We start from the raw sequence: 21,853 nt of genomic DNA, 5'->3' as shown, positions 1-21,853 counted from the left end.
CCGGGTCCGGCGACGCTTTGGACGCCTTCTGAAATGCCCTTGGGACGTCCCTCAGGCGGTCATCGAGTCACGCTCAGGAACGGGGTTCGACGACCCACACGCCGTTGCGCTCGACCAACACGCGGTCGCAGGCGAATTCGTCCAGATCGTGTTCGTGGCCAGGCAGCGCCTGGATCACAACTTCTCCGGCGTCACGCAATGCGGCGACGCTGACACGCAGCGCGTCGTCGTGCTGCCACGGCGCGAGAATCGCGCTGCTGCGCGCTTCGACGGGTGATATACGAGCGACCTCGCGCAGGTCGAGCGAGAAGCCGGTGGCCGCGCGTGCGCGGCCGTAGGCCTGACCGACGTGGTCGTAACGGCCGCCGCGCGCAACCGCATTCGGCACACCGTCGACATACGCGGAGAACATCACGCCGCTGTGGTAAGCGTAGCCACGCAAATCGGCCAGGTCGATCATCACTTCGGCGCCGTCCACCTGGCTTGCGAGGAACGCGAGGTCGTCGAGCGCGCGGGCGATAGCCTGTGCGTTCGGCAGGCGTGCACGGGCTTCGTCGAGCACCGACGCGTCGCCGTAGAGCGTGGGGAGCGAGCGCAACGCGTCGCGCGTGACCGGCGTGAGATTGGCGGTCAGCTCGACGAGGCGCGGCACATCCTTGCCGGCCAATGCATCGTAGAGCGATTGACCCAGTTCGGCTGCGGCAGGCTCCGCTTCGATCAGCGCAGCGAGTACCCCTGCATGGCATAAATCGAGCCGCACTTTCGCGAGGCCGGCCAGACGCAGCGCGTCGAGCATCAACTGCTGGATTTCCAGATCCGCTTCGAGACCGGCGTGGCCGTAGATTTCTGCGCCGATCTGGATTTGCTCACGCGTGGCGTGCAGACCGCGCGGACGCGTATGCGCCACGTTGCCTGCATAACAAAGACGCGTCACGCCCTGCCGGTTGAGCAGGTGCGCATCGATACGCGCGACCTGCGGCGTAATGTCGGCGCGCAGACCGAGCGTGCGCCCGGACAGCTGATCGACGAGCTTGAAAGTGCGCAGATCCAGATCGTGCCCGCCACCGGTGAGCAGCGACTCGATGTACTCGAGCAGCGGCGGCATCACCATCTCGTAGCCGTACGAGCGGAAACGGTCCAGCAAATGGCGCCGCAACTCTTCAATCTTGCGGGCTTCCGACGGCAGCACGTCGGCGATATTCTCAGGAAGTAACCAGGTCGACATCGATACAGTCCTACGACGTTGAACACGGCGACTGGGTGCGCCGGTAAGTGAGTGTGAATGGCGGGCGACGGCTCTATTCTGGCGGCTATCGCAAGCACTGGAACCGCGCTCCGCAGCCCCTCAGCCAAACCCGGGGCGCGCCGGCGCGCTCGCTGTTGCCGCGCATGTCGCCAGCGCAACGGCGGGCGCTGTACAGCGCGCCTTCAGGTCACGATAAACAGCAAGATCAGCCCGAGCACCATCACGAGCAACCCGCCGACGCGAATCTGATGCGGGGGCCGTTCCGCTATTTTACGGAACGTGTCGCGCCAGGCGCTCGGAAAAACGAAGGGGAACATCCCTTCGATAATCAGCATCAATGCGATCGCGAGCAGTAACGAGCCGGCTATGTCCATGCGAATGAAGGGGCCGCGATGCGGATGCCGCGGCGTTCCGGTTATCAGTGTTTGCGCGGTACCGCGGGAGCGTCCGGGGCGGTGCCGCCGGTCGGGCTACGCATGAAGCGGAAGAACTCGCTGCTCGGGTCGACCACGATCACGTCGCCTGGCTTGAAGGTGTTCTTGTACGCCTGCATGCTTTGATAAAACTGGTAGAACTGCGGGTCGCTGCCGTACGCTTCGGCGGCGATTTCCGCTGCCTTGGCATCGCCCTCGCCCTTGATGGTCTGCGCCTGACGATAACCGTCCGCGAGAATCGCCTGTTGCTGGCCAACAGCATCTGCCTTGATCTGGTCGGCCTCGGCCGTGCCCTTCGCACGTTCGTCGGCCGCGGCCTGCTCGCGTGTGGCGATCATCCGCTTGTAGACCGAGTCGGCCATCGCTGCCGGGAAGTCGACACGCGTAAGCTGCACGTCGAGCACGGAAACGCCCAGCGACGCCGCAGCTTTATCCATCGTGCCGCGTGCTTCGTCGGCAACGGCTTGTTGCTTCGCAAGCGCGTCGGTCAGCGTGACCTTGCCGAACGCGTCGCCGAGCGCACTGCGTGACAGCAACGCCAGGCGGTCCGACAGGCTTTGCACGTCACCCCTGGTTTCGGCGAGCAGCTTCAGCGGATCGGTCACACGGTATTTGATGACCGGGTTGGCCAGCAGATCGGTTTTATCCGACGTGACATAGCGATCTTCATCCGGCGCATCGAGCGACTGGATACGGTTATCGACCAGCGTGACCGTTTGCAATGGCGGCGGCAGCTTCACGTGCAGACCGGGGCCGAGCAAAGTGGGCGCAGTGTCGCCATGCGACGACAGCACGGCCAGGTGCCGCTGATCGACCACGAATACCATCGACGATGCGGCGAACAGCACGATGACTAAGGCAACGACGAGCGCGATGATCTTGTTCATGATGTGCGCTCCTTATTGAACGTCGTCTTCGCGCATACGGCTGCGGAAGGAGTCGCGTGAACGCAGTGCGTCGCTGCTGGCTGCCGCCTGGCTGGCAGGCGTTGCGACCGCGGCGGGTGCGGAAGCAGCGGCAGCCGGTGCTGCGGCAGCCGGTGCGACAGCGCTGCTCGCGGCTTGCGGCACAGCAGCCCCCGACGCAACGGCAGCGCCGGAAGCGGCCGCAGCAGCGTCAGCAACGCGCTGGCGAGTCTGCTCGACGAGCTTGTCGAGCGGCAGATACAACACGTTGTTGCCGCTCTTGCTGTCCACAAACACCTTGGTCGTATTCGAATAGATCTGCTGCATGGTTTCCAGGTACATGCGCTCGCGAATCACCGCGGGCGCTTTCGAGTACTGCGCGTAGACCTGCTTGAAGCGCTCAGCATCGCCTTGCGCCTGGGCCACGGTTTTGTCGCTATACATTTTCGCAGCGTCGATCTGGCTCGCGACGTCGGCTTGCGCGCGCGGCAGCAACTCGGCGGCATAAGCCTGCGCCTCGCGCCTGGCGCGCTCATTGTCCTGACGCACTTTGGCGGCATCGTCGAAAGCGGCTTGCACCTGGTCGGGTACCTGCACGCCCTGGATCGTCACTCCGGTCACGGCGAGACCGGACTGGTATTCATCCAGAGATTGCTGAATCGACGCCATCAGTTGCTGGCGGATTGTTTCGCGATCCTGATAGAGGATATCGTTGGCGCTGCGCGCACCGACGATGCTGCGCACCGCCGCCTGAGCGGCCTGCATCACGCTCTGCTCGGGATCGACACTGCGGAAGAGATAATCGGTCGGCTTGCTCACCTGGTACTGCACGGCAAAGCGCACGTCGACGATGTCGGCGTCGTGCGTGAGCATCGACGCATCTTTCACGTTGGCAAGACGCACCACGTTGTTGCGGCCGACCTCCACCTGACGGATCTGGCCGATATTGACGAGCTCATGCGCTTCGAACGGATACGGCAGGCGCCAATGCACACCCTGCCCCGCTGTGTAGCGATACTTGCCGAACTGCATCACGACGCCGGCCTGGCCATCTTGCACGACGAACACGCCGCTGCCGAGATAGATCGCGATCAACACGCCGATCACGATGCCCACGCCGATGCGCGCGCTGCGACCGTTGTCCGGACGGCCACCGCCACCCGCACCACCGCCCTTGCGGCCGAACACCCGGCTCAAACGGCGGTTGAAATCGCGCCACATCTCGTCGAGATCAGGCGGGCCTTCACCGTTCTTGTTCGGCGGACGCTTGGGTTCGTTGGGTCGTTGGTGGTCGCCATTGCCGTCGCCCCGGCCCCAGCGCGGATCGTTCAGTGACAGCATGGCGCGCATGCGCAGCCAGATACTCCGCTCGTTGTAATCGTTCACCTGTGTTCGTTCACCAGAGTAGACAGCGGGTCAGTGCAATTGGAGCGGGTCAGTGCCCGAGTTCTGAGACCTTACGGTCCTCGCGTGGTGCTGCCGACCGGTCTTCTTCCGATAGATCGACCTGCGTATCGGAGAGAGGTTCGGCAGTAGCGATTTCAGCGATGGCAGCGCGCATTGTATCCAGCCCTTGCCCCGTGCGCGCGCTCAAAAAGACGCGCGAAATATTACCATACTCATCCCGCTCGACCGCGTCGCCACGGGCCGCCAACTCAGGCACGGCGTCGATCTTGTTGAACACCAGCACCTGACGGATCGTGTCTGCACCGATTGCGTGCAATACCTCGTTGACCTGATCGATCTGATCGAGACGCACGGCGCTCGACGCGTCGACCACATGCAGCAGCAGGTCGGCGTGGATGGTTTCCTCTAGCGTGGCGCGGAAAGCCGCCACCAGTTGGTGAGGCAATTCGCGGATGAAACCCACTGTGTCGGATACCACCACCTGACCGGCTTCGTCGCCGAGATAGACACGGCGGGACGTCGTATCCAGCGTAGCGAACAGCTGGTCGGCGGCATACGCCTGAGCCTTCGTCAGCGCATTGAAAAGTGTGGATTTACCCGCGTTCGTGTAGCCGACGAGCGATACGGACATGGTCTGGTTACGACTGCGCGCGCGGCGCTGCGTGCCGTGCTGACGGCGCAGCTTTTCGAGCCGGGTTTTCAGTGCCTTGATGCGCTCGCCAATCAACCGGCGGTCGGTTTCGAGCTGCGTTTCGCCAGGGCCGCGCAAACCAATACCGCCTTTCTGGCGTTCAAGGTGGGTCCATGCGCGGATTAGTCGCGTCGATAAGTACTGCAACTGCGCGAGCTCCACCTGCAGCTTGCCTTCATGGCTGCGGGCGCGTTGCGCAAAAATATCGAGAATGAGACTGGTGCGATCAATCACGCGGCGATTAAGCGCCTGCTCCAGATTGCGCTGCTGCGCAGGTGCCAGAGCGTGATTGAAAATGACGAGTTCGATGTCGTTCGCCTCACAGGCAAGACGCAATTCTTCGGCCTTGCCGCTGCCGACGAACATCTTGGCATCGGGACTGGACCGGCGCCCCGTGAGGGTGACTAAGGGATTCGCGCCCGCGCTTTGCGCGAGCAGGCTGAGTTCTTCGAGACTGGCTTCGAAATCGATCTTACCGAAGTCGATGCCGACAAGCGCTGCATTGATCAAATTGGAGGGTATCAAAATGAGGCGGCCGGGAGTAATCGCCAACGGGCGACGCTACGCCGGCCGCGACGGGGGGTTAGGACTGTTCGGAATCCGGGTGGAAATTCACCGGACGGGCAGGCACGACAGTAGAAATTGCGTGCTTGTAGACCATCTGGGTGACCGTATTCCTGAGCAACACGACGTACTGGTCGAACGATTCGATGTTCCCTTGAAGCTTGATGCCGTTGACCAAGTAGATCGACACCGGCACATGCTCTTTACGCAGTGCGTTCAAAAACGGGTCTTGTAACAATTGCCCTTTGTTGCTCATAGCAAACTCCGTATTTTTTTGCAGGTTGACTAAATTGACGACGAAGAAAAAGAGATCCGCCGTCAACCGCTACACTATAGCCGATTTTCATTTTTGCGCGAGAGGGCGGCCCTGACGGCCAAACCCAACACACACGCGGCTTTCAGCCTGGGTTTAGCCTTTGTCCGCGTAAGGGTTCGTCGACGATCTGAACTCTATGCGCAATGGAGTCCCGATCAGCTTGAAAGTTTCCCTGAAGCGGTTTTCGAGGTAGCGTTTGTACGTTTCGGTGATCGCATCGAGCGCGTTACCGTGAATCACGATGATCGGCGGATTCTGTCCGCCCTGGTGCGCGTACCGTAGTTTCGGGCGCACCGGACCGCGTCGGCGCGGCTGCTGGAATTCCACTGCGTCGATCAGCGCACGCGTCAACTTCGGCGTCGGCAGCTTGGCCATCGCCGCGGCATAGGCGTCGTCGACCGAGCGCATCAGCGGGCCGATTCCGGTTTTTTCCGCAGCGGAAATGAAATGGAATTTGGCGAAGTCGAGAAATTTTAGTTTGCGCTCGAGGTCCGCCTTGGTGCGCTCGCGCACATGCGGATCGAGACCGTCCCATTTGTTCACACCCACCACCAGCGCGCGGCCCTGCTCCACCACGAAGCCGGCGATGTGAGCATCCTGTTCCGAGATGTCCTGCTGCGCGTCGAGTAGCAGGATCACGACGTTCGCGTCCGAGATCGACTGCAGCGTTTTCACCACCGAGAACTTCTCGATCGCCTCAAACACCTTGCCACGGCGGCGCAAACCGGCCGTGTCGATCAGCGTGTACGGCTTGCCCTGCCGTTCAAAGTCGACGTAGATCGAATCGCGCGTGGTGCCGGGCATGTCGAACGCGATCACGCGCTCTTCGCCCACCAGCGCATTGATCAAGGTCGACTTGCCGACGTTCGGCCGGCCGACGATCGCGATCTTCACACCGCGCGTTTCTTTTTCCTCGTCGCTTTCTTCCGGCTGCCCGGCGTACGCGACTTCGAGCGCCTCATTGATCATTTCGGTGACGCCGTCACCGTGCGCGGCGGAAATCGCGCGTGGATCGCCGAGACCGAGTTCGTAGAAGTCGGCGGCCACCATGCCGTATTTCATCCCCTCCGCCTTGTTGACGACGAGGAAGATCGGCCGGCCGACCTTGCGCAGATAGTCGGCGATCGTCTTGTCTTGCGGCGCGAGACCGTTGCGGCCGTCGACGATGAACACGACGACATCCGATTCCTCGACCGCCTGACGGGTTTGACGCGCCATCTCATGCAGGATGCCGTCTTTCGCGACCGGCTCGAAGCCGCCAGTATCGACGACCAGATACGGCCGGTCACCGGCGCGCCCCTCGCCGTAATGGCGATCACGGGTGAGACCGGGCAGGTCGGCAACCAGTGCATCACGCGTGCGCGTGAGACGGTTGAATAGCGTGGATTTCCCCACATTGGGGCGCCCAACCAGGGCAATAACGGGTTTCATCAGATGTTGTTCACGGTGAAACGCGGGATCGAAATCGACCGCCCGCGTAGCGACGCCATGCGGCCGCTACACGGCAGCGTTTGACGAAAATTATCACGAATTCGGCCAGCCCCGGATGTGCTGTCAATATGCGCACCCGGGCGGACGGGGGTTTGGCTGTATGGGGCGGCGCCAATGGGCCGCCGTTCAGTCTTTCTTGCTCAACGGCTCGCACGCCAGCTCGATACGATTCTCTGCGGTATCGACCAGGATTGGCGTCGAAGGTGGCGCCGCAAGCAGCCACCGATGGCCACATGGGCCGTTTCTGATCCGACTCGCCGGACCAGCCAGTCCGGCGGAATATTTCTGGTTACTCTATTGCACTACAAAAACGCGCGCGGCCGGCAAAGCCGGCCTGCACGCTTGACTACCTATTATGGCCTACGCGATTAGCGCGGGCGGTAGCCGTACAGGTCGCCGTCGTGCGTCTGCACAACCAGCGTCTCGCCGGCCAGCACCGGCGCGGCGGTAATCGGCGTGCCGTCGGTCTTCACACGGGCCACGAGTGTGCCGTCGTCGCGCGACAGAAAATGCACGTAACCCTGATAGTCGCCCAGCACGGCGGCGTGACCCAGGATGAACGGGACGCCGAGGTCGCGATTCTTCAGCTTGTCGTTCTTCCACAGCGGCGCGCCGTTGCTGACGTCAAACGCCGACACCACCGACCAGTCGTCGGCCGCCACCACGGCGCGGTCATCCTGCGCCAGGCCGCTCGTGCTCGAGAACGCTTTTTCCCACAGCGCACGGCCCGAGTTCGCATCGAAGCAGCCAATCTGACCCTGGAACGTCACCGCGCAGGTTTCCGACCCGACCAGCGTGGGCGGCCCCGTCACGTCATTGATGCGCTCCACTTCCGTCACGCCCTTCGGATACGACACCGGCGTTTGCCAGTAGTTGTCGCCGGTCTGCACGTTGATCGCGGCGAACGCACCACCCGGGAAACCAGCAAGCACAGCCGCGTCGCCCGCGAACGTCATGCCCGACGAGACGCGCAGATTGAGCGGCACCGCGCGGTTGCGGTAATTCCACTTCTGCTCGCCAGTTTGCGCATTGAACGCGACGATCTGACCGTCGACCGTGCGCACCACCACGAGGCCGTTGCCGACCAGCGGCGGAGAGATGATTTCGCCAGGCGCCTTGGCAGTCCACAATTGCTTGCCGTCCGCGCCGAGCACGTAGACATCGCCCTTCAGGCCGCCGACCGCCGCGAGCGTGCCGTCGCTGCCGACACCGGCGGACAGATCGTCATGCAGCTTGACGCGCCAGATGTCTTTGCCGGTCTGCGCGTCAATCTTCGCAACCGAGCCGTTCGCGCCGGCCGCGTACACCGCGTTGCCGACGGCGACCGGCGAAAACAGGTAGCGACCCGCCTTGCCCACGCTTGTCTTCCACGCCTGCTGCACGTCGAGCACGGGTTTGAACTCGGTGAGCGGCGTCGGCACGCGGCGCTCGTCTTTCGCGGATGAGCAAGCCGCCAGGGTGAGGACGGTCATCGCACAGGCAACGGGCACAGCGTAACGTTTCAGCAGATTCATCGGTGGACGAAGCATTCAGGAAATTAATTAAAGGAGACCGGTTGGTCGTTACATGCGGCGCACTGCATGCGGCGATTAACCGCCCAGCGCGTCCAGCTTGAACTGTATCAACTGGCGAGCCGAGCTATCGTTTTTCGACAGCGAGTCAAGCGCGAGCTTGTAGGCCGCGCGCGCATCGTCACGCTTGCCTTGAGCAGCAAGCAGGTCACCGCGGCCGTTCGCCACAATGCCCTTGAACGCATCGGACTGCGGTTCGGCGAGCAGTGCGAGGCCCTGATCGTACGCTTTGTCGTCGAGCAGCAGCGAAGCCAGGCGCAGCCTGGCGATCTGCTTGAACTCGTCGTCTTTCGCGTGATCGATGGTCCATTGCAACTGGGCCTTCGCGGCGGCTTCGTCGCCTGCGGCGTACAGCGCCTTGGCGGCGCCCAGCGCGGTCATCTGCGCATACGCGGTGCGGCTGAACTTGTCTTCCATATCGGCAGCGACACGCGTGATCTTCGCCTTGTCGCCCGATGCCACCGCTTGCTGCACCTGGTCATACAGCACGGCGGCTTCCGTCGCCTGGCGCCGCTGCCAGAAATTCCAGCCGTTCCAGCCCGCTGCAGCGACCAATGCCACCAGCACAATCCACGTGGCGGCATTGCCCCACTGTGTCCACCATGCCTTCAGACTTTCAATCGATTCTTGTTCGTCGTGGTAACTCATCGCCCGGCGATTTCCTCTTTCTTGATACGTGTGCGTGTCGAGCCAGGGGGCCCGACGACATCGCGATCAGTCGTCGCCGTCTTCGGCGGTTGCAACCATCGCATTGATTAGAAATTCGGTCAAGTCTTCGGCGGGCACGTTATGTTGCTCGTTTTTACCGCCGTTAGCGCTCGCGTCGCGCAGCGGCTTGACGCCGACCGTACCGTTGGCGATCTCGTCTTCGCCGAGAATCACCGCGAATGCCGCGCCGCTCGAGTCAGCACGCTTCATCTGCGACTTGAAGCTCGCCGTCTGGCCGTCCGCGCTGCAATGCAGAATCACGTCGAGGCCCGTATCGCGCAAACGCTCGGCGATGATAAAGGCTTGTTCGCGTGCGGCGTCGCCCTGATGGACCACGTACACGTCGCAACCTTCGTCTTCCGGCACGAGTTGCTCTTCTTTCAGCAACTCGAGGATACGCTCAACGCCCATTGCCCAACCACAAGCGCCCGTCGGCTTACCACCGAGCTGTTCGATCAGCGGGTCGTAACGGCCGCCTGCCGCGACCGTGCCTTGCGCGCCAAGCTTGTCGGTCACCCATTCGAACACGGTCAGATTGTAATAATCGAGACCGCGCACGAGACGCGGATTGATCGTGAACGGAATGTTGTTCGCCTTCAGAATGCGCTGCAGGCCTTCGAAGTGCGCGCGCGACTCTTCGCCGAGAAAATCGATCAGCCTGGGCGCGTTCTGCGCGACTTCCTGCATCGCCGGATTCTTCGTATCGAGCACGCGCAGCGGGTTCGTGTACAGACGGCGCTTCGCCTCTTCGTCGAGCACGTCCATGTGCTTTTCGAGGTAAGCGATCAACTCGACGCGGTGCGCCGCGCGTTCTTCTACGAGACCCAGCGAATTAAGTTCGAGCTTGATACCGATCAAGCCGAGGTCGTCCCACAAACGCTGGCACATCATGATGATTTCAGCGTCGGTATCCGGACCGGCGAAGCCCAAAGCTTCCACACCGACCTGATGGAACTGCCGATAACGGCCGCGCTGCGGGCGCTCGTGACGGAACATCGGACCGATGTACCACAGCCGCTTCGGACCGTCGTACAACATGTTGTGCTCGATCGTCGCGCGCACGACAGCCGCCGTGTTTTCCGGGCGCATCGTCAGATTTTCGCCGTTCAACGCGTCGGTGAAACTGTACATTTCTTTCTCAACGATATCGGTCACCTCACCGATACCGCGCTTGAACAACTGCGTATGCTCGATGATCGGCGTACGGATATTCTGGTATCCGTACGAACGCAGCATCGACTTGACGGTCGCTTCAAAAAATTCCCACAACCCGGCTTCCTGCGGAAGGATGTCGTTCATGCCCTTCACGCCGGACAACTTTTCGAGCTTTTTCTTCTGTTCAGTCATCTGTCTTCGATTGACGGTTTTTAGTTGAGTGCTTCGGCGCGGCCATAGCGGCGCTCGACGTAATCACTCACGATTTGCTGGAATTCTTGCGCAATGTTATCGCCGCGCAGCGTCTTGACCTTCTCGCCGTCGATGAACACCGGCGCAGCCGGATTCTCGCCCGAACCCGGCAAGCTGATGCCGATATTCGCCTGCTTCGATTCACCCGGACCGTTGACAATGCAGCCCATCACCGCAACGTGCATCTTCTCGACGCCAGGATACTGATCGCGCCACATCGGCATCTGCGTGCGCAGATAGGTCTGGATTTGCGATGCCAGTTCCTGGAACAACGTGCTGGTGGTGCGGCCGCAACCCGGGCACGCGATCACCATTGGCGTGAACGAACGCAGGCCCATGGTCTGCAGAATTTCCTGACCAACGATCACTTCTCCCGTCCGCGGGCCACCCGGTTCCGGCGTCAGCGAGATGCGGATCGTGTCGCCGATGCCTTGCTGCAGCAGCACCGACAACGCAGCGGTCGACGCCACGATGCCCTTCGAACCCATGCCTGCTTCGGTCAAGCCGAGATGCAGCGCAAATTCGCAACGACGCGCCAGCTCGCCATAGACAGCGATCAGATCCTGCACGCCGCTGACCTTGCACGACAGAATGATCTTGTTGCGCGGGAGGCCGATTTCGACCGCACGCTCAGCCGAGCCGATCGCCGACTGAATCAGCGCTTCGTACATCACACTCTGGGCTTCCCACGGCGTGGAGCGCGCCGCGTTTTCGTCCATCATTTTCGCGAGCAGATCCTGGTCGAGGCTGCCCCAGTTGACGCCGATCCGCACCGGCTTGTCGTACTTCACCGCCGCTTCGATCATTTGTGCGAACTGCGTATCGCGCTTCGCGCCGTGGCCGACATTGCCCGGATTGATCCGGTACTTCGACAGCGACTCCGCACACGCGGGGTAATCGCGCAGCAGCAAATGGCCGTTGTAATGAAAATCGCCGACCAGCGGCACCGACATGCCCATGCGGTCGAGCTGCTCGCGAACAGCCGGCACGGCTGCTGCCGCTTCCGGCGTGTTGACCGTGATACGCACCAGTTCCGAACCGGCTTGCGCAAGTTCCTTGATCTGGATCGCCGTGCCGATCGCGTCCGCGGTGTCGGTGTTGGTCATCGACTGCACGCGCACCGGCGCATCGCCACCGATGGTGACAAGCTGGCCGCCCCAGCGAACGTCGACCGCGTGCGACTTGCGCCGCGCCGCGTGGCCGCCGAACACCGGCTCATTTGAAACGATCTTGCTACTGGATTGGGATTGAGCTTCGGATTGCATCGAAAAACCCATTTACGCCGCATGCGCTACACAAAAGACGTAGCGCCTGAATTGAAAAAGCGCCGCGACCCGGTTGGCCGCGACGCATACCGTATCTATCAAGGCAATGCGAAGCGCGCAACATTGCCCTTGGCCGCCGAATATTTCGACGGATCGACTGGCTGGCCATCGAGCGTAAGCGACTCGAGACCCGCCTTGTTGCCGACCGTGACCTTGAAAGGAGCCGCGCCCGTCACTTCCTTCGTATCGCCCGCACGCACAAGGCCGGAGAACACCTCCTTGCCGTCCTTGCTACGCACGCTGAACCAGCTATCTTGTGTCACGCGCAACGCGACAATCGCCTCGCCTGCAGCCGGCGCCGCCGTTGCCGTGTCCGGCGCGCCTATCGCGGCGACAACCGGCGCGCTCGCGCCTTGCATCGCGGCCTGGGCCTGCGGACCGGCCTTCGGCGCGACCGCTGCTGCCGTGACAGCCGGCGCGGAAGAAGGCGCCGTACCGGTCGCCAGCGGCGCGGGCATCGGCGTAGCCGACGCTGCGTTATCCGCCGCGGCCTGCGTTTCCGGCGCGGAAGCCGCGTCTTCTGCCGCTGCCTCGGAACCTGTCGCCTGACCTTGCACCACCGCGCCCGATGCTCCGGTCGCGCCACCGTTGGCGCTCGCCTTCAACCGTGCGAGCCATGCCGACGACTCGCCGCCATTGGTATGCCACATGCCGAGCGCGATCACGGCGACGACCACCGCCGCAATGCCCCATAACCACGAGCGGCTCTTTTGCCCGCTGCCGCCAAGCGACAGCGATACGCGGCCGCGCGGCAAATCCTTGCCGGACGAAGCCGGCATCGACAGATCCGGCGCAGGCACACCCTTCTCGCGGCGCAACGCCTGCGTGAACGGCGTGGGATCGGCACCGAGCATCTTCGCGTAGCTGCGCACCACGCCGAGCGCGAAGGTCGTGTCCGGCAAATGGCTGATGTCACCCGATTCGAGCGCACGCAACTTGGCGACAGATACCTTCAGACGCGCCGAGACGTCTTCGATCGTCCAGCCCTTCGATTCACGCAATTGGGTCAAGCGCGCGCCAACCGCTGCCAACGAGTCCAGACCCGTCAGGTCCGGCTGCACAACAGGCTGCACCACCGCCCGCGCGACGGGCGCCGGATGGCCTTCGTTTGCGTCTGTGTCCTGCGGCTGCGGGTGCTGCGGCTCACTCATCCCAAATCCTTTCGCGTCGATTCTTTTTCACTTGTGCAACCCGGATGGACCAAAGCCTCACACCCGAATCGCAGACCGTTTATAACAAAATGCGCGGCCTTGTGTGCCGCTTCCGATCGCTTCTGCAAACTTTCTTTTCAATCGCGGACGGCATGGGGCGTTTTCGCGCGCTCGGGCGTCTTCCTCCGAACGCTCGCGCCCTGTCGCCTCGCGACGATTACACGGCGCGAACCTCGATAACTTTCGCCGCCTTCCCGGTGCGCTCAGCGAGGCGCGTGCGATCTTTCACCGCACCCGCCAACTGACCGCAGGCAGCGTCGATATCATCGCCGCGTGTTTTACGCACCGTGGTGACGACGCCCGCGTCCATCAACACTTGTGCAAACCGCTTGATCTGTTCCGGTTTCGAGCGGATGAGGCCCGACTCAGGGAACGGATTGAACGGAATCAGGTTGAACTTGCACGGTACGTCGCGCGTAACGGCGAGCAATTCCCGCGCTTGCGCTTCGCTGTCGTTCACGCCGTCGAGCATGCAATATTCAAACGTAATGAAATCGCGCGGCGCAACTTTCAGATAGCGCTGACAGGCGGCCATCAATTCGCGCAGCGGATATTTCTTGTTCAGCGGCACCAGCATGTCGCGCAGCGGGTCGCTCGACGCATGCAACGATACCGCGAGCGCCACCGGCAGATCGGCGCCGAGCCGGTCCATCATTGGCACCACGCCCGAAGTGGACAGCGTGACGCGCCGGCGCGACAGGCCGTATGCATTGTCGTCCAGCATGAGGCGCATGGCGGGCACGACCGCGTCGTAGTTGAGCAGCGGCTCGCCCATGCCCATCATCACGACGTTCGTGACGACACGCTCGCCCTTGCCGTCCCCGCCCGTGGCACGCCCACCGTCCGTGCCGCGCGTCGCGCGCAGCGCGAACTCGGCCATTCGCAGCTGGCCGATGATTTCGCCGGTGGTGAGATTGCGGGAGAAACCCTGTTTGCCGGTCGAACAGAACCGGCAGTTGACCGCACACCCGGCCTGCGACGACACGCATAGCGTGCCGCGCGTTTCTTCGGGGATATAAACAGTTTCAACTGCGTTGCTGTTGCCGACGTCGATCAGCCACTTGCGTGTACCGTCGGTCGAAATATTGTCACTGACGATGCCAGGCATCGTGATTGTTGCGCGCCCCTTGAGCTTTTCGCGCAAGGACTTCGCCAGATCGGTCATGCCGTCGAAGTCGGCAGCATTGTATTGGTGGATCCAGCGCTGCAATTGCTTGGCGCGAAACGGCTTCTCGCCCAGGCTGTCGCAGTAGGCGACAAGCCCTTGGGCGTCGAGGTCGAGAAGGTTGACGGTGGAACTGCTCGTCATATCGAATCCTGCCATTTCAGTGCGAGACTACATTCATGCAACAAGCTGCATGAACGCAATGCCGTTCGCGCCCATTCCTGCTGCTTTACCTTACTACTTTGCCGGACTGTTCGTGCGGATTCGTGCGACAAATCCAACGGCTGCGCACGAAACCCGCTCAAACCTGCCCGAATCCGCTTAACGCGAATAGACGTTCACTTGCGGGAAGAAGAACGCAATTTCAACGGCAGCCGTTTCAGCGGCGTCCGAACCGTGCACCGCGTTAGCGTCGATGCTGTCGGCGAAATCAGCGCGGATCGTGCCCTTTTCTGCCTTCTTCGGATCCGTCGCGCCCATCAGGTCGCGGTGCTTCAGGATCGCGTTTTCGCCTTCCAGCGCCTGCACGACTACCGGGCCCGAGATCATGAAATCGACCAGGTCCTTGAAGAACGGGCGGGCAGCGTGCACAGCGTAGAACTTCTCCGCGTCAGCGCGCGACAGGTGAACCATGCGCGAAGCCACGATCTTCAGGCCAGCGTTTTCGAAACGGCTGTAGATCTGACCGATCACGTTCTTGGCCACTGCGTCCGGCTTGATAATCGACAGGGTGCGTTCGATCGCCATAAAAACTCCAAAAAATTAAGAGGTTACAGATTCAAATGAATCCGCTATTGTAGCATGTTCCCGTGTATGATTGCGATTGAACCCTTACAGTATTGAAAGACTCCAAGCAGGAGTTTCTGAATGCTGGTAGCGTAGGCGTGTGGACATTTTCCAGGCATTGAAACTCTGTGCCACCGCATCAATCTTAGGGATGGACACGCTGCGACTGGCGCCAAAAAATCCCGCCCGGCGCAGCACAACCCGCTACACAACCGCTACACCACCACCATTACGCAACACGCTTCTGAGGTAAGGAGAGACCATGAACGATCATCCGTATAGCTTTGGCCGCAATGGCGCGGTCAGCACGGTCGAAACGCGCAACCGCGTGCTGCGGAACACCTATTGGCTGCTGGCACTGTCAATGATCCCGACAGTGCTCGGCGCGTGGGTTGGCGTGGCAACCGGCTTCTCGCTATTCGCCGCCACCAGCCCTGGCATGAGCATGCTGGCGTTCTTCGCGATCGCCTTCGGCTTTATGTTTGCTATCCAGAAAACTAAAGACAGCGCCATCGGCGTGTTCGTGCTGCTTGGCTTCACGTTCTTCATGGGCCTGATGCTGTCGCGCATCCTGAGCTTCGTGCTCGGTTTTTCGAACGGCCCGTCGCTGATCATGCTGGCCTTCGGTGGCACTGGTGTGATCTTCGCGTCCATGGCAACGATCGCCACGGTCAGCAAGCGCGACTTCTCGGGTCTCGGCAAGTGGCTGTTCATGGGCGTGATCGTGCTGCTGCTGGCTTCGGTCGCGAACGTGTTCCTGCACCTGCCGGCGTTGATGCTGACGGTGTCGGTGCTGGCAATCGTGATCTTCTCGGCCTATATGCTGTTCGACGTCCAGCGCGTCGTGAACGGCGGCGAGACGAACTACATCACCGCTACCCTCGCCATCTATCTGGATCTGTACAACGTGTTCGTCAATCTGCTCGCGCTGCTCGGCATCTTCGGCGGCAACCGCAACTAAGTCTGACGCAAGGCGCGGCGCCCGAAACGCCGGCCTTGAAGGAAAAAGCCCATGGCGAGCAATCGTCATGGGCTTTTTTCATTGCATCGCCGTTGCGCCCGGCCCGCCGGTCGTGGTCGCGCGCGGAAATGCCCGACAATCAGGGATGGATCACAAGCTCAGCCAAGTGAAGCCTTCATCCTGAGAAGCGACCACCACTTCGGTCGGCGCAGCACCCAGCACACCCGCCATGGCAGCCCGCGCCAGTTCCGGCGAGTTGTTCTGCTGGCTCAGGTGGGCGGCCACCAGATGGCGCAAGCGCGAACGGTCGAGCGAGGCCAGGATTTCAGCCGCGGCTTCGTTGTTCAGATGCCCATGATTGCCACCGATGCGCGCCTTCAGCGATTGCGGATACCGGCTTCCCGCCAACATCCGCACATCGTGATTGCATTCGAGCACCAGCGCGTCGCAGCCGCTCAGCACCGCGCTGATGTGCGGCGTGGAGGTGCCAACATCGGTCAGCACGCCAAGTCGGCTTGCCCCGTTGGACAGCACGTATTGCAGCGGCTCGCGGGCGTCGTGCGGAACGGTATAAGGGAGGATGCTGAGGTCGCCGATCGCCACCGCTTCGTCGCCCCACAGCACCTGCAGGTCGACGTCGGCTTCGTCAGCGCCCACCGCACGGGCGGTGCCCCAGCTCATATACAACGGAATCGACCACTTGCGCGCCAGCGTCAGCGCGCTGCCAATGTGATCACTGTGTTCATGCGTAATCAGAATAGCGTCGAGACCTTCGACGCCCGCTCCGAGCCGCGTTAAACGCCGCTCGACTTCCTTGGCCGAAAAGCCGCAATCAAGCAGAACGCGGGTGGTGGTCGCGCCGCTTTGCGCTTCCACCAGCATGGCATTGCCCTCACTGCCGCTGCCGAGACTGGCGAAGCGCACAGCCCGCTTAGTTCAGTTGTGCGTGCAACAGCGTCACGATGCGTTGCGCGTCGGACGAGTTATCCACTTGCCCGTTCGCGTCCAGCACCGCCACCTGCGTCACGGTGTCGCCCTTCGAGCGCACATTGACCAGGAATTCCTGACCCGGCTTCTTCGACGAATTGCCGCTGTAGAACAGCTTGCCGAAGAGCCCTTCCTTCTTCAACTCCTGCATCGAGTCCGCGTAACGCACGTAGTAGATACCCTTCGAACGATCGCGGTTGTCGACGGTGAAGTTGGTGCGGTCAAGCGCGAGACCCACGCGCAGCCAGGCGCGGTCGAACGATTCCTGCAAGTCGAGCGTTGATGCGCCCGCGCTCTGGTCGATCGTGGCCGGAGCACTGGCCGGGCGTGCGTCGGTCAGGAGTTGCCTGGATTGCGCGTCGGTCAGGCCGAACTTCTGCATCAGCTTGGTCAGGAACAACGCTTCCAGCGCCGGATCGCGCGGACGCTCTTCCCAGCGCGACGACGTCTTGTCCTGGCCTGTCAGCATTTCTTCCATCGCGCTATGCGTGATCGAGATGTCTGTAGCGCCAGCCGGACCGCGCGAAACGAGCGTGCGGAAGCTGTCACGGGTGCCCGACGAGTAGGCGAAGTCGATCACCTTGCCGACCGTGCGACGGAACCAGTCGTCCGGAATATTGGCGCGGTTTTCAGCCCAGTCGGTGGTCATGATGCCGGTGGCCGGCGCATCGGTTTTCAGTGCGAAGCCGTTTTCCTGCCAGAACTCCTGCAACTGCGGCCACAGTTGTTCCGGCGTGCGGCCGTCGACTACCAGCCAGCGACGATCACCGTCACGTTCAATGTGCATACCCAGCGGGTCTTGCGCATTCGGCTGGCCTTCGGTGGCGTTACCCGCTGCGGTAATCGCGCGTTGCGGCGAGCCGCCCAGCGCCAGATTGGCCGGCGGCGCAACGTAGCGCTGATCGGTCGGCGTGGTGGTCAGATCGCCCGGAACGGCGAGCGGCGGCGCGCTACCCGCGCCCTTGTAGTTGACGCGGTCGGAAGCAAACCAGTCGTTCAGCGAGTCACAGCCGGCGAGCGTCACCAGGGCAAGCGCCAGCGCCGCCATGCGGGTTGCGTGGAGGGAAAGTGCGGAACGTTTCATGAGGTCCTTCGTGATGCTGGAACGCGGTGCCTGGTTCTGAGTGCCGGGAACGTGGGCTGGATCGACGTCGGTTAAGGGAGTGCCGGTAACAGGCTTTCGTTAGCGCTGGGCGTGCCGGGTTGAGCCCGCCTAGCCCAGCAGGCCCGCTTCGCGCAGCGCGCCGCGCACCACTTCGTGGTATTGCGCGTCGAGCGGCGTGAGCGGCAGGCGGATTCCGCCCTGCACACGACCCAGTTGCTGCAACGCCCATTTCGCCGGAATCGGATTGGATTCGATGAACATGTTCTTATGCAGCGACAGGAGTTTCAGGTGAATCTCACGAGCGGTCTTCGCATCCGCGGCAAGTGCGGCTTTGCACAGATCGCTCATTGCGCGCGGCGCGACGTTCGCGGTGACCGAAATATTGCCGTGGCCGCCAAGCAGCATCAGCGCGATCGCTGTAGGATCGTCACCGCTGTAGATGCCAAAATGCGCGGGGGCCGACTTGATCAGGTGTGCGGCGCGATCGATGTTGCCCGTCGCTTCCTTCACCCCAATGATGCCCGGCACCTGCGCGCAACGCAGAATTGTTTCGTTGCTCATGTCCGCGACCGTACGGCCCGGCACGTTGTACAGGATCACCGGCAGATCGACGGTTTCAGCGATCTTCGTGAAGTGGCGATAGATGCCTTCCTGGGTCGGCTTGTTGTAGTACGGCACGACCTGCAGCGTGGCGTCCGCGCCGACCTCTTTGGCCTGCTGCGTGAGCTCGATGGCCTCAGCGGTGGAGTTGCCGCCCGAGCCCGCGATCACCGGAATCCGGCCCGCTGTGTGCTCGACCGCGGTTTTGACCATCAGCACGTGTTCTTCGACCGTCAGCGTGGCCGACTCGCCGCTCGTACCGACCACGACCAGCGCGTCCGTGCCCTCTGCGATGTGCCAGTCGATCAGTTTGCGAAACGCCGGCAGATCGAGGCCGCCGTCTTCGAGCATCGGAGTAATGATGGCAGGGATGCTGCCGCGAATCTGAACGCCGCCAGTACTGCTTTGATTGCCGTTAGTCATGAAACGCCATGAATTTGATCAGGTAAACCGCGATTGTAGCGGATTAGCCAGCCAGCTCGTAACAACGCGGGGGTGCCGCATCTGCAGGCTCGGCTGAGCGATCCGCCTCCTTAATTGCGCATATCCGCTGGACGTAAGCCGGGCGCGGCTGCGCGAGAAATCCGTCTTGAAATGCGACCACGCGGAGGTGGCCGCGCACCACCTCGAGCAGCTCGCCGGGTGCAAGCAAAAACGCCGGGTTAGACGGTTTGCCGACCCTTTCGTTGCCTTGCGCGAAGGTCTCGTAAACCAGTACGCCGCCAGGCGCGAGTGAGCGTAACAACTGCGGAAATAGCGGCCGGTGCAGATAGTTCGTGACCACGATCGCAGCGAATTTCACGTCGGCGGGCAGCGGCCATGCTGCGCCTTCGATATCGGCCTGGAGCGTGGTGACGAGTGGCTCGTCACGCATGGCATTCAGCGCAGCCGCATCGCGGTCGAGCGCAGTCACTGAATGGCCCAGCGACGCGAAGAACCGCGCATGCCGGCCTGCCCCCGACGCCACATCAAGCACCGCGCCGCCCGCCTCGACCAGATGCGCCCAATGGCGCACCCAGCGCGACGGTTCGCCGTTTCCGTGCGAGGAACCGTTCGGCATGGCGGCAACGGGAGTGCTCATCGCTTCGGCGCGGCGATCAGTTGTACGACAGGCCCATCGCCTCGCGCACGTCACGCATCGTTTCCGTGGCGAACCTGCGGGCCTTGTCGCAGCCGTCGGCGACGATTGCGCGAAGCAGCGACGGATCGTCCATGTATTTTTGCGCGCGCTCCAGCATCGGCTGCTGCTCGCGCAGAATGCCTTCGATCACCGGCTGCTTACATTCGAGACAACCGATTCCCGCGGTTCGGCAGCCCTTCTGCGCCCATTCGTGCGTAGCTTCGTCCGTGTAAACCTGGTGCAACTGCCACACCGGGCACTTGTCCGGATCGCCCGGGTCGGTGCGGCGCACGCGTGCCGGATCGGTCGGCATGGTGCGAACCTTCTTCGTGATCGTTTCCGCGTCTTCGCGCAGGCCGATCGTGTTGCCGTACGACTTCGACATCTTCTGACCGTCCAGACCCGGCATGCGCGACGCTTCGGTCAGCATGGCCTGCGGCTCGACCAGAATGATCTTGCGCGAACCTTCGAGGTAGCCGAACAGACGCTCGCGGTCGCTCATCGAGAGGCTCTGCGATTCCTGCAACATCGCACGCGCCTGTTCGAGTGCTTCGTCGTCGCCTTCCTGCTGATAGGCGTTGCGCAGCTCGTGATAAAGCTTGGCGCGCTTGCCGCCCAGCTTCTTCGCGGCTTCGTTGGCCTTCTCTTCGAAGCCCGGTTCGCGGCCGTACAGGTAGTTGAAGCGGCGCGCGATTTCACGCGTCATTTCGACGTGCGGCACCTGGTCTTCGCCGACCGGCACGAGCGAACCGCGATACAGCAGAATGTCCGCCGCCATCAGTACCGGATAGCCGAGAAAGCCGTAGGTGGACAAGTCCTTGTCCTTCAGCTTCTCCTGCTGCTCCTTGTAGGTCGGCACGCGCTCGAGCCAGCCGAGCGGCGTGCTCATGCCGAGCAGCAGCGCCAGTTCCGCATGTTCGGGCACCTTGCTCTGGATAAAGAGCGTAGCCTGCGCCGGATCGATGCCCGAGGCGAGCCAGTCGATCAGCACGTCCCACACGTTCTTTTCGATCACTTCGGGCGTTTCGTAGTGCGTCGTCAGTGCGTGCCAGTCGACTACGCAGAAGAAACATGGGTATTCGGACTGCAGCCGTACCCAGTTTTTCAGCACGCCGTGATAGTGGCCGAGGTGCAGCGACCCGGTGGGCCGCATGCCGGAGAAGATACGGTCTGGGAACATGGTTATTTAGAAAAGCGAAACAAGTGGAGTCAGAATTGCGGTAATCGCACCGTAGCCGAGCGTCACGAGCGGGCTGAGCCAATAACGCGTAAGCGTGCCCGTCATGACCAGCGCCATCACGATGAAAAAGCCGTACGGTTCGAGCCGCGACAGCGCGATCGATTGCCGCGGCGGCAACAGCGCCATCAGCACGCGGCCGCCGTCGAGCGGGGGCAGCGGAAACAGATTGAGCACGCCGAGCACGAGGTTCACGCCGACGCCGGCGGCCGCCATGCGCGTGAAGAAGGGCTCTTCGACGCCCCCCACCGCGAGCGCGACGCCAACCAGGCCCCACACCAGCGCCTGCACAAAATTGCAGGCCGGCCCGGCAGCCGCGACCCACAGGCTGCCCCAGCGCGGATTGCGCAGGTTGCCAAAGGCGACCGGCACAGGCTTCGCGTAACCGAACATGAACGCGCCGCTCGTGGCGAAGTACAGCAGCAAGGGAATCGCGATCGTGCCGAGCGGATCGATATGCCGCATCGGATTGATGGAGACGCGGCCGAGCACATATGCGGTGTTGTCGCCGAGCCAGCGTGCGACGTAGCCATGCGCGGCTTCATGCAGCGTGATGGCGAAAATCACTGGCAACGCGTAAACCGCAATGGTTTGTATCAGGGAAGAATCCATAACT

At 62.2% G+C, this 21,853-nt stretch carries 21 protein-coding genes; 1 reads left to right on the top strand and 20 read right to left on the bottom strand.

Features of this window, described 5'->3' with window-relative positions:
- Positions 1-73: 73 nt before the first annotated feature.
- The 14 genes from ACUN0E_RS27730 to ndk form a co-directional block, all read right to left on the bottom strand.
- On the bottom strand, positions 74-1,225 hold the full coding sequence (locus ACUN0E_RS27730; RefSeq protein ID WP_408227156.1) for an ATP phosphoribosyltransferase regulatory subunit: 1,152 nt from the start codon (positions 1,223-1,225) through the stop codon (positions 74-76).
- 203 nt (positions 1,226-1,428) lie between these two features.
- Positions 1,429-1,620, bottom strand: coding sequence for a DUF2065 domain-containing protein (locus tag ACUN0E_RS27725; protein ID WP_120343674.1), 192 nt, complete (start codon positions 1,618-1,620; stop codon positions 1,429-1,431).
- Between the two features lie 44 nt (positions 1,621-1,664).
- Positions 1,665-2,567 (bottom strand): protease modulator HflC, encoded by a 903-nt coding sequence (gene hflC / locus ACUN0E_RS27720; RefSeq protein ID WP_408227159.1) that lies wholly within the window; start codon positions 2,565-2,567, stop codon positions 1,665-1,667.
- 12 nt (positions 2,568-2,579) lie between these two features.
- Entirely contained in the window at positions 2,580-3,971 is a 1,392-nt protein-coding gene (hflK, locus tag ACUN0E_RS27715) for an FtsH protease activity modulator HflK (protein WP_445568601.1), read from the bottom strand.
- 49 nt (positions 3,972-4,020) lie between these two features.
- Complete coding sequence (hflX, locus tag ACUN0E_RS27710) at positions 4,021-5,235, bottom strand: GTPase HflX (protein ID WP_445568600.1); 1,215 nt, start codon at positions 5,233-5,235, stop codon at positions 4,021-4,023.
- A gap of 31 nt (positions 5,236-5,266) precedes the next feature.
- Complete coding sequence (gene hfq, locus ACUN0E_RS27705; RefSeq protein ID WP_006051315.1) at positions 5,267-5,503, bottom strand: RNA chaperone Hfq; 237 nt, start codon at positions 5,501-5,503, stop codon at positions 5,267-5,269.
- Positions 5,504-5,656: 153 nt separating this feature from the next.
- On the bottom strand, positions 5,657-6,994 hold the full coding sequence (der, locus tag ACUN0E_RS27700; protein ID WP_445568599.1) for a ribosome biogenesis GTPase Der: 1,338 nt from the start codon (positions 6,992-6,994) through the stop codon (positions 5,657-5,659).
- Between the two features lie 428 nt (positions 6,995-7,422).
- Positions 7,423-8,568, bottom strand: coding sequence for an outer membrane protein assembly factor BamB (bamB, locus tag ACUN0E_RS27695; protein ID WP_408333345.1), 1,146 nt, complete (start codon positions 8,566-8,568; stop codon positions 7,423-7,425).
- Between the two features lie 75 nt (positions 8,569-8,643).
- On the bottom strand, positions 8,644-9,273 hold the full coding sequence (locus ACUN0E_RS27690) for a YfgM family protein (protein ID WP_445568598.1): 630 nt from the start codon (positions 9,271-9,273) through the stop codon (positions 8,644-8,646).
- A 66-nt stretch (positions 9,274-9,339) separates the two neighbouring features.
- Positions 9,340-10,680, bottom strand: a complete 1,341-nt coding sequence (gene hisS / locus ACUN0E_RS27685) for a histidine--tRNA ligase (RefSeq protein WP_445568597.1) — start codon at positions 10,678-10,680, stop codon at positions 9,340-9,342.
- 20 nt (positions 10,681-10,700) lie between these two features.
- Entirely contained in the window at positions 10,701-12,017 is a 1,317-nt protein-coding gene (gene ispG, locus ACUN0E_RS27680) for a flavodoxin-dependent (E)-4-hydroxy-3-methylbut-2-enyl-diphosphate synthase (protein ID WP_445568596.1), read from the bottom strand.
- 86 nt (positions 12,018-12,103) lie between these two features.
- Positions 12,104-13,216, bottom strand: coding sequence for a helix-turn-helix domain-containing protein (locus tag ACUN0E_RS27675; RefSeq protein ID WP_445568595.1), 1,113 nt, complete (start codon positions 13,214-13,216; stop codon positions 12,104-12,106).
- Between the two features lie 217 nt (positions 13,217-13,433).
- Entirely contained in the window at positions 13,434-14,585 is a 1,152-nt protein-coding gene (rlmN, locus tag ACUN0E_RS27670; protein WP_445568594.1) for a 23S rRNA (adenine(2503)-C(2))-methyltransferase RlmN, read from the bottom strand.
- Positions 14,586-14,762: 177 nt separating this feature from the next.
- Positions 14,763-15,188, bottom strand: a complete 426-nt coding sequence (gene ndk / locus ACUN0E_RS27665) for a nucleoside-diphosphate kinase (RefSeq protein ID WP_012433533.1) — start codon at positions 15,186-15,188, stop codon at positions 14,763-14,765.
- 301 nt (positions 15,189-15,489) lie between these two features.
- On the opposite strand from ndk, the gene ACUN0E_RS27660 reads away from it, so the two are divergent.
- The gene (locus ACUN0E_RS27660; protein WP_054038214.1) at positions 15,490-16,188 is read left to right on the top strand and encodes a Bax inhibitor-1/YccA family protein; all 699 of its coding nucleotides are present in this window, start codon (positions 15,490-15,492) and stop codon (positions 16,186-16,188) included.
- Between the two features lie 150 nt (positions 16,189-16,338).
- On the opposite strand, the gene ACUN0E_RS27655 is transcribed toward ACUN0E_RS27660, so the two are convergent.
- From ACUN0E_RS27655 to ACUN0E_RS27630, 6 genes are all read right to left on the bottom strand, one after another.
- Positions 16,339-17,112, bottom strand: a complete 774-nt coding sequence (locus ACUN0E_RS27655) for an MBL fold metallo-hydrolase (protein WP_445568593.1) — start codon at positions 17,110-17,112, stop codon at positions 16,339-16,341.
- Positions 17,113-17,119: 7 nt separating this feature from the next.
- Positions 17,120-18,259: an outer membrane protein assembly factor BamC gene (gene bamC / locus ACUN0E_RS27650; RefSeq protein WP_408227189.1), complete on the bottom strand. Its 1,140-nt coding sequence runs from the start codon at positions 18,257-18,259 to the stop codon at positions 17,120-17,122.
- Positions 18,260-18,388: 129 nt separating this feature from the next.
- A complete protein-coding gene (gene dapA / locus ACUN0E_RS27645; protein ID WP_445568592.1) occupies positions 18,389-19,303 on the bottom strand; it encodes a 4-hydroxy-tetrahydrodipicolinate synthase in 915 nt (304 codons plus the stop codon).
- A 43-nt stretch (positions 19,304-19,346) separates the two neighbouring features.
- The gene (locus ACUN0E_RS27640) at positions 19,347-19,961 is read right to left on the bottom strand and encodes a class I SAM-dependent methyltransferase (protein WP_445568591.1); all 615 of its coding nucleotides are present in this window, start codon (positions 19,959-19,961) and stop codon (positions 19,347-19,349) included.
- 16 nt (positions 19,962-19,977) lie between these two features.
- On the bottom strand, positions 19,978-21,180 hold the full coding sequence (locus ACUN0E_RS27635; RefSeq protein ID WP_408227198.1) for a tryptophan--tRNA ligase: 1,203 nt from the start codon (positions 21,178-21,180) through the stop codon (positions 19,978-19,980).
- A gap of 6 nt (positions 21,181-21,186) precedes the next feature.
- Entirely contained in the window at positions 21,187-21,849 is a 663-nt protein-coding gene (locus tag ACUN0E_RS27630) for a site-2 protease family protein (protein ID WP_408227201.1), read from the bottom strand.
- Positions 21,850-21,853: the final 4 nt, after the last annotated feature.

It is taken from the genome of Paraburkholderia sp. D1E, from assembly GCF_052682275.1.
The sequence above is the reverse complement of the archived record's forward strand: the minus strand, read 5'-3'. Positions and strand labels throughout refer to the sequence as shown.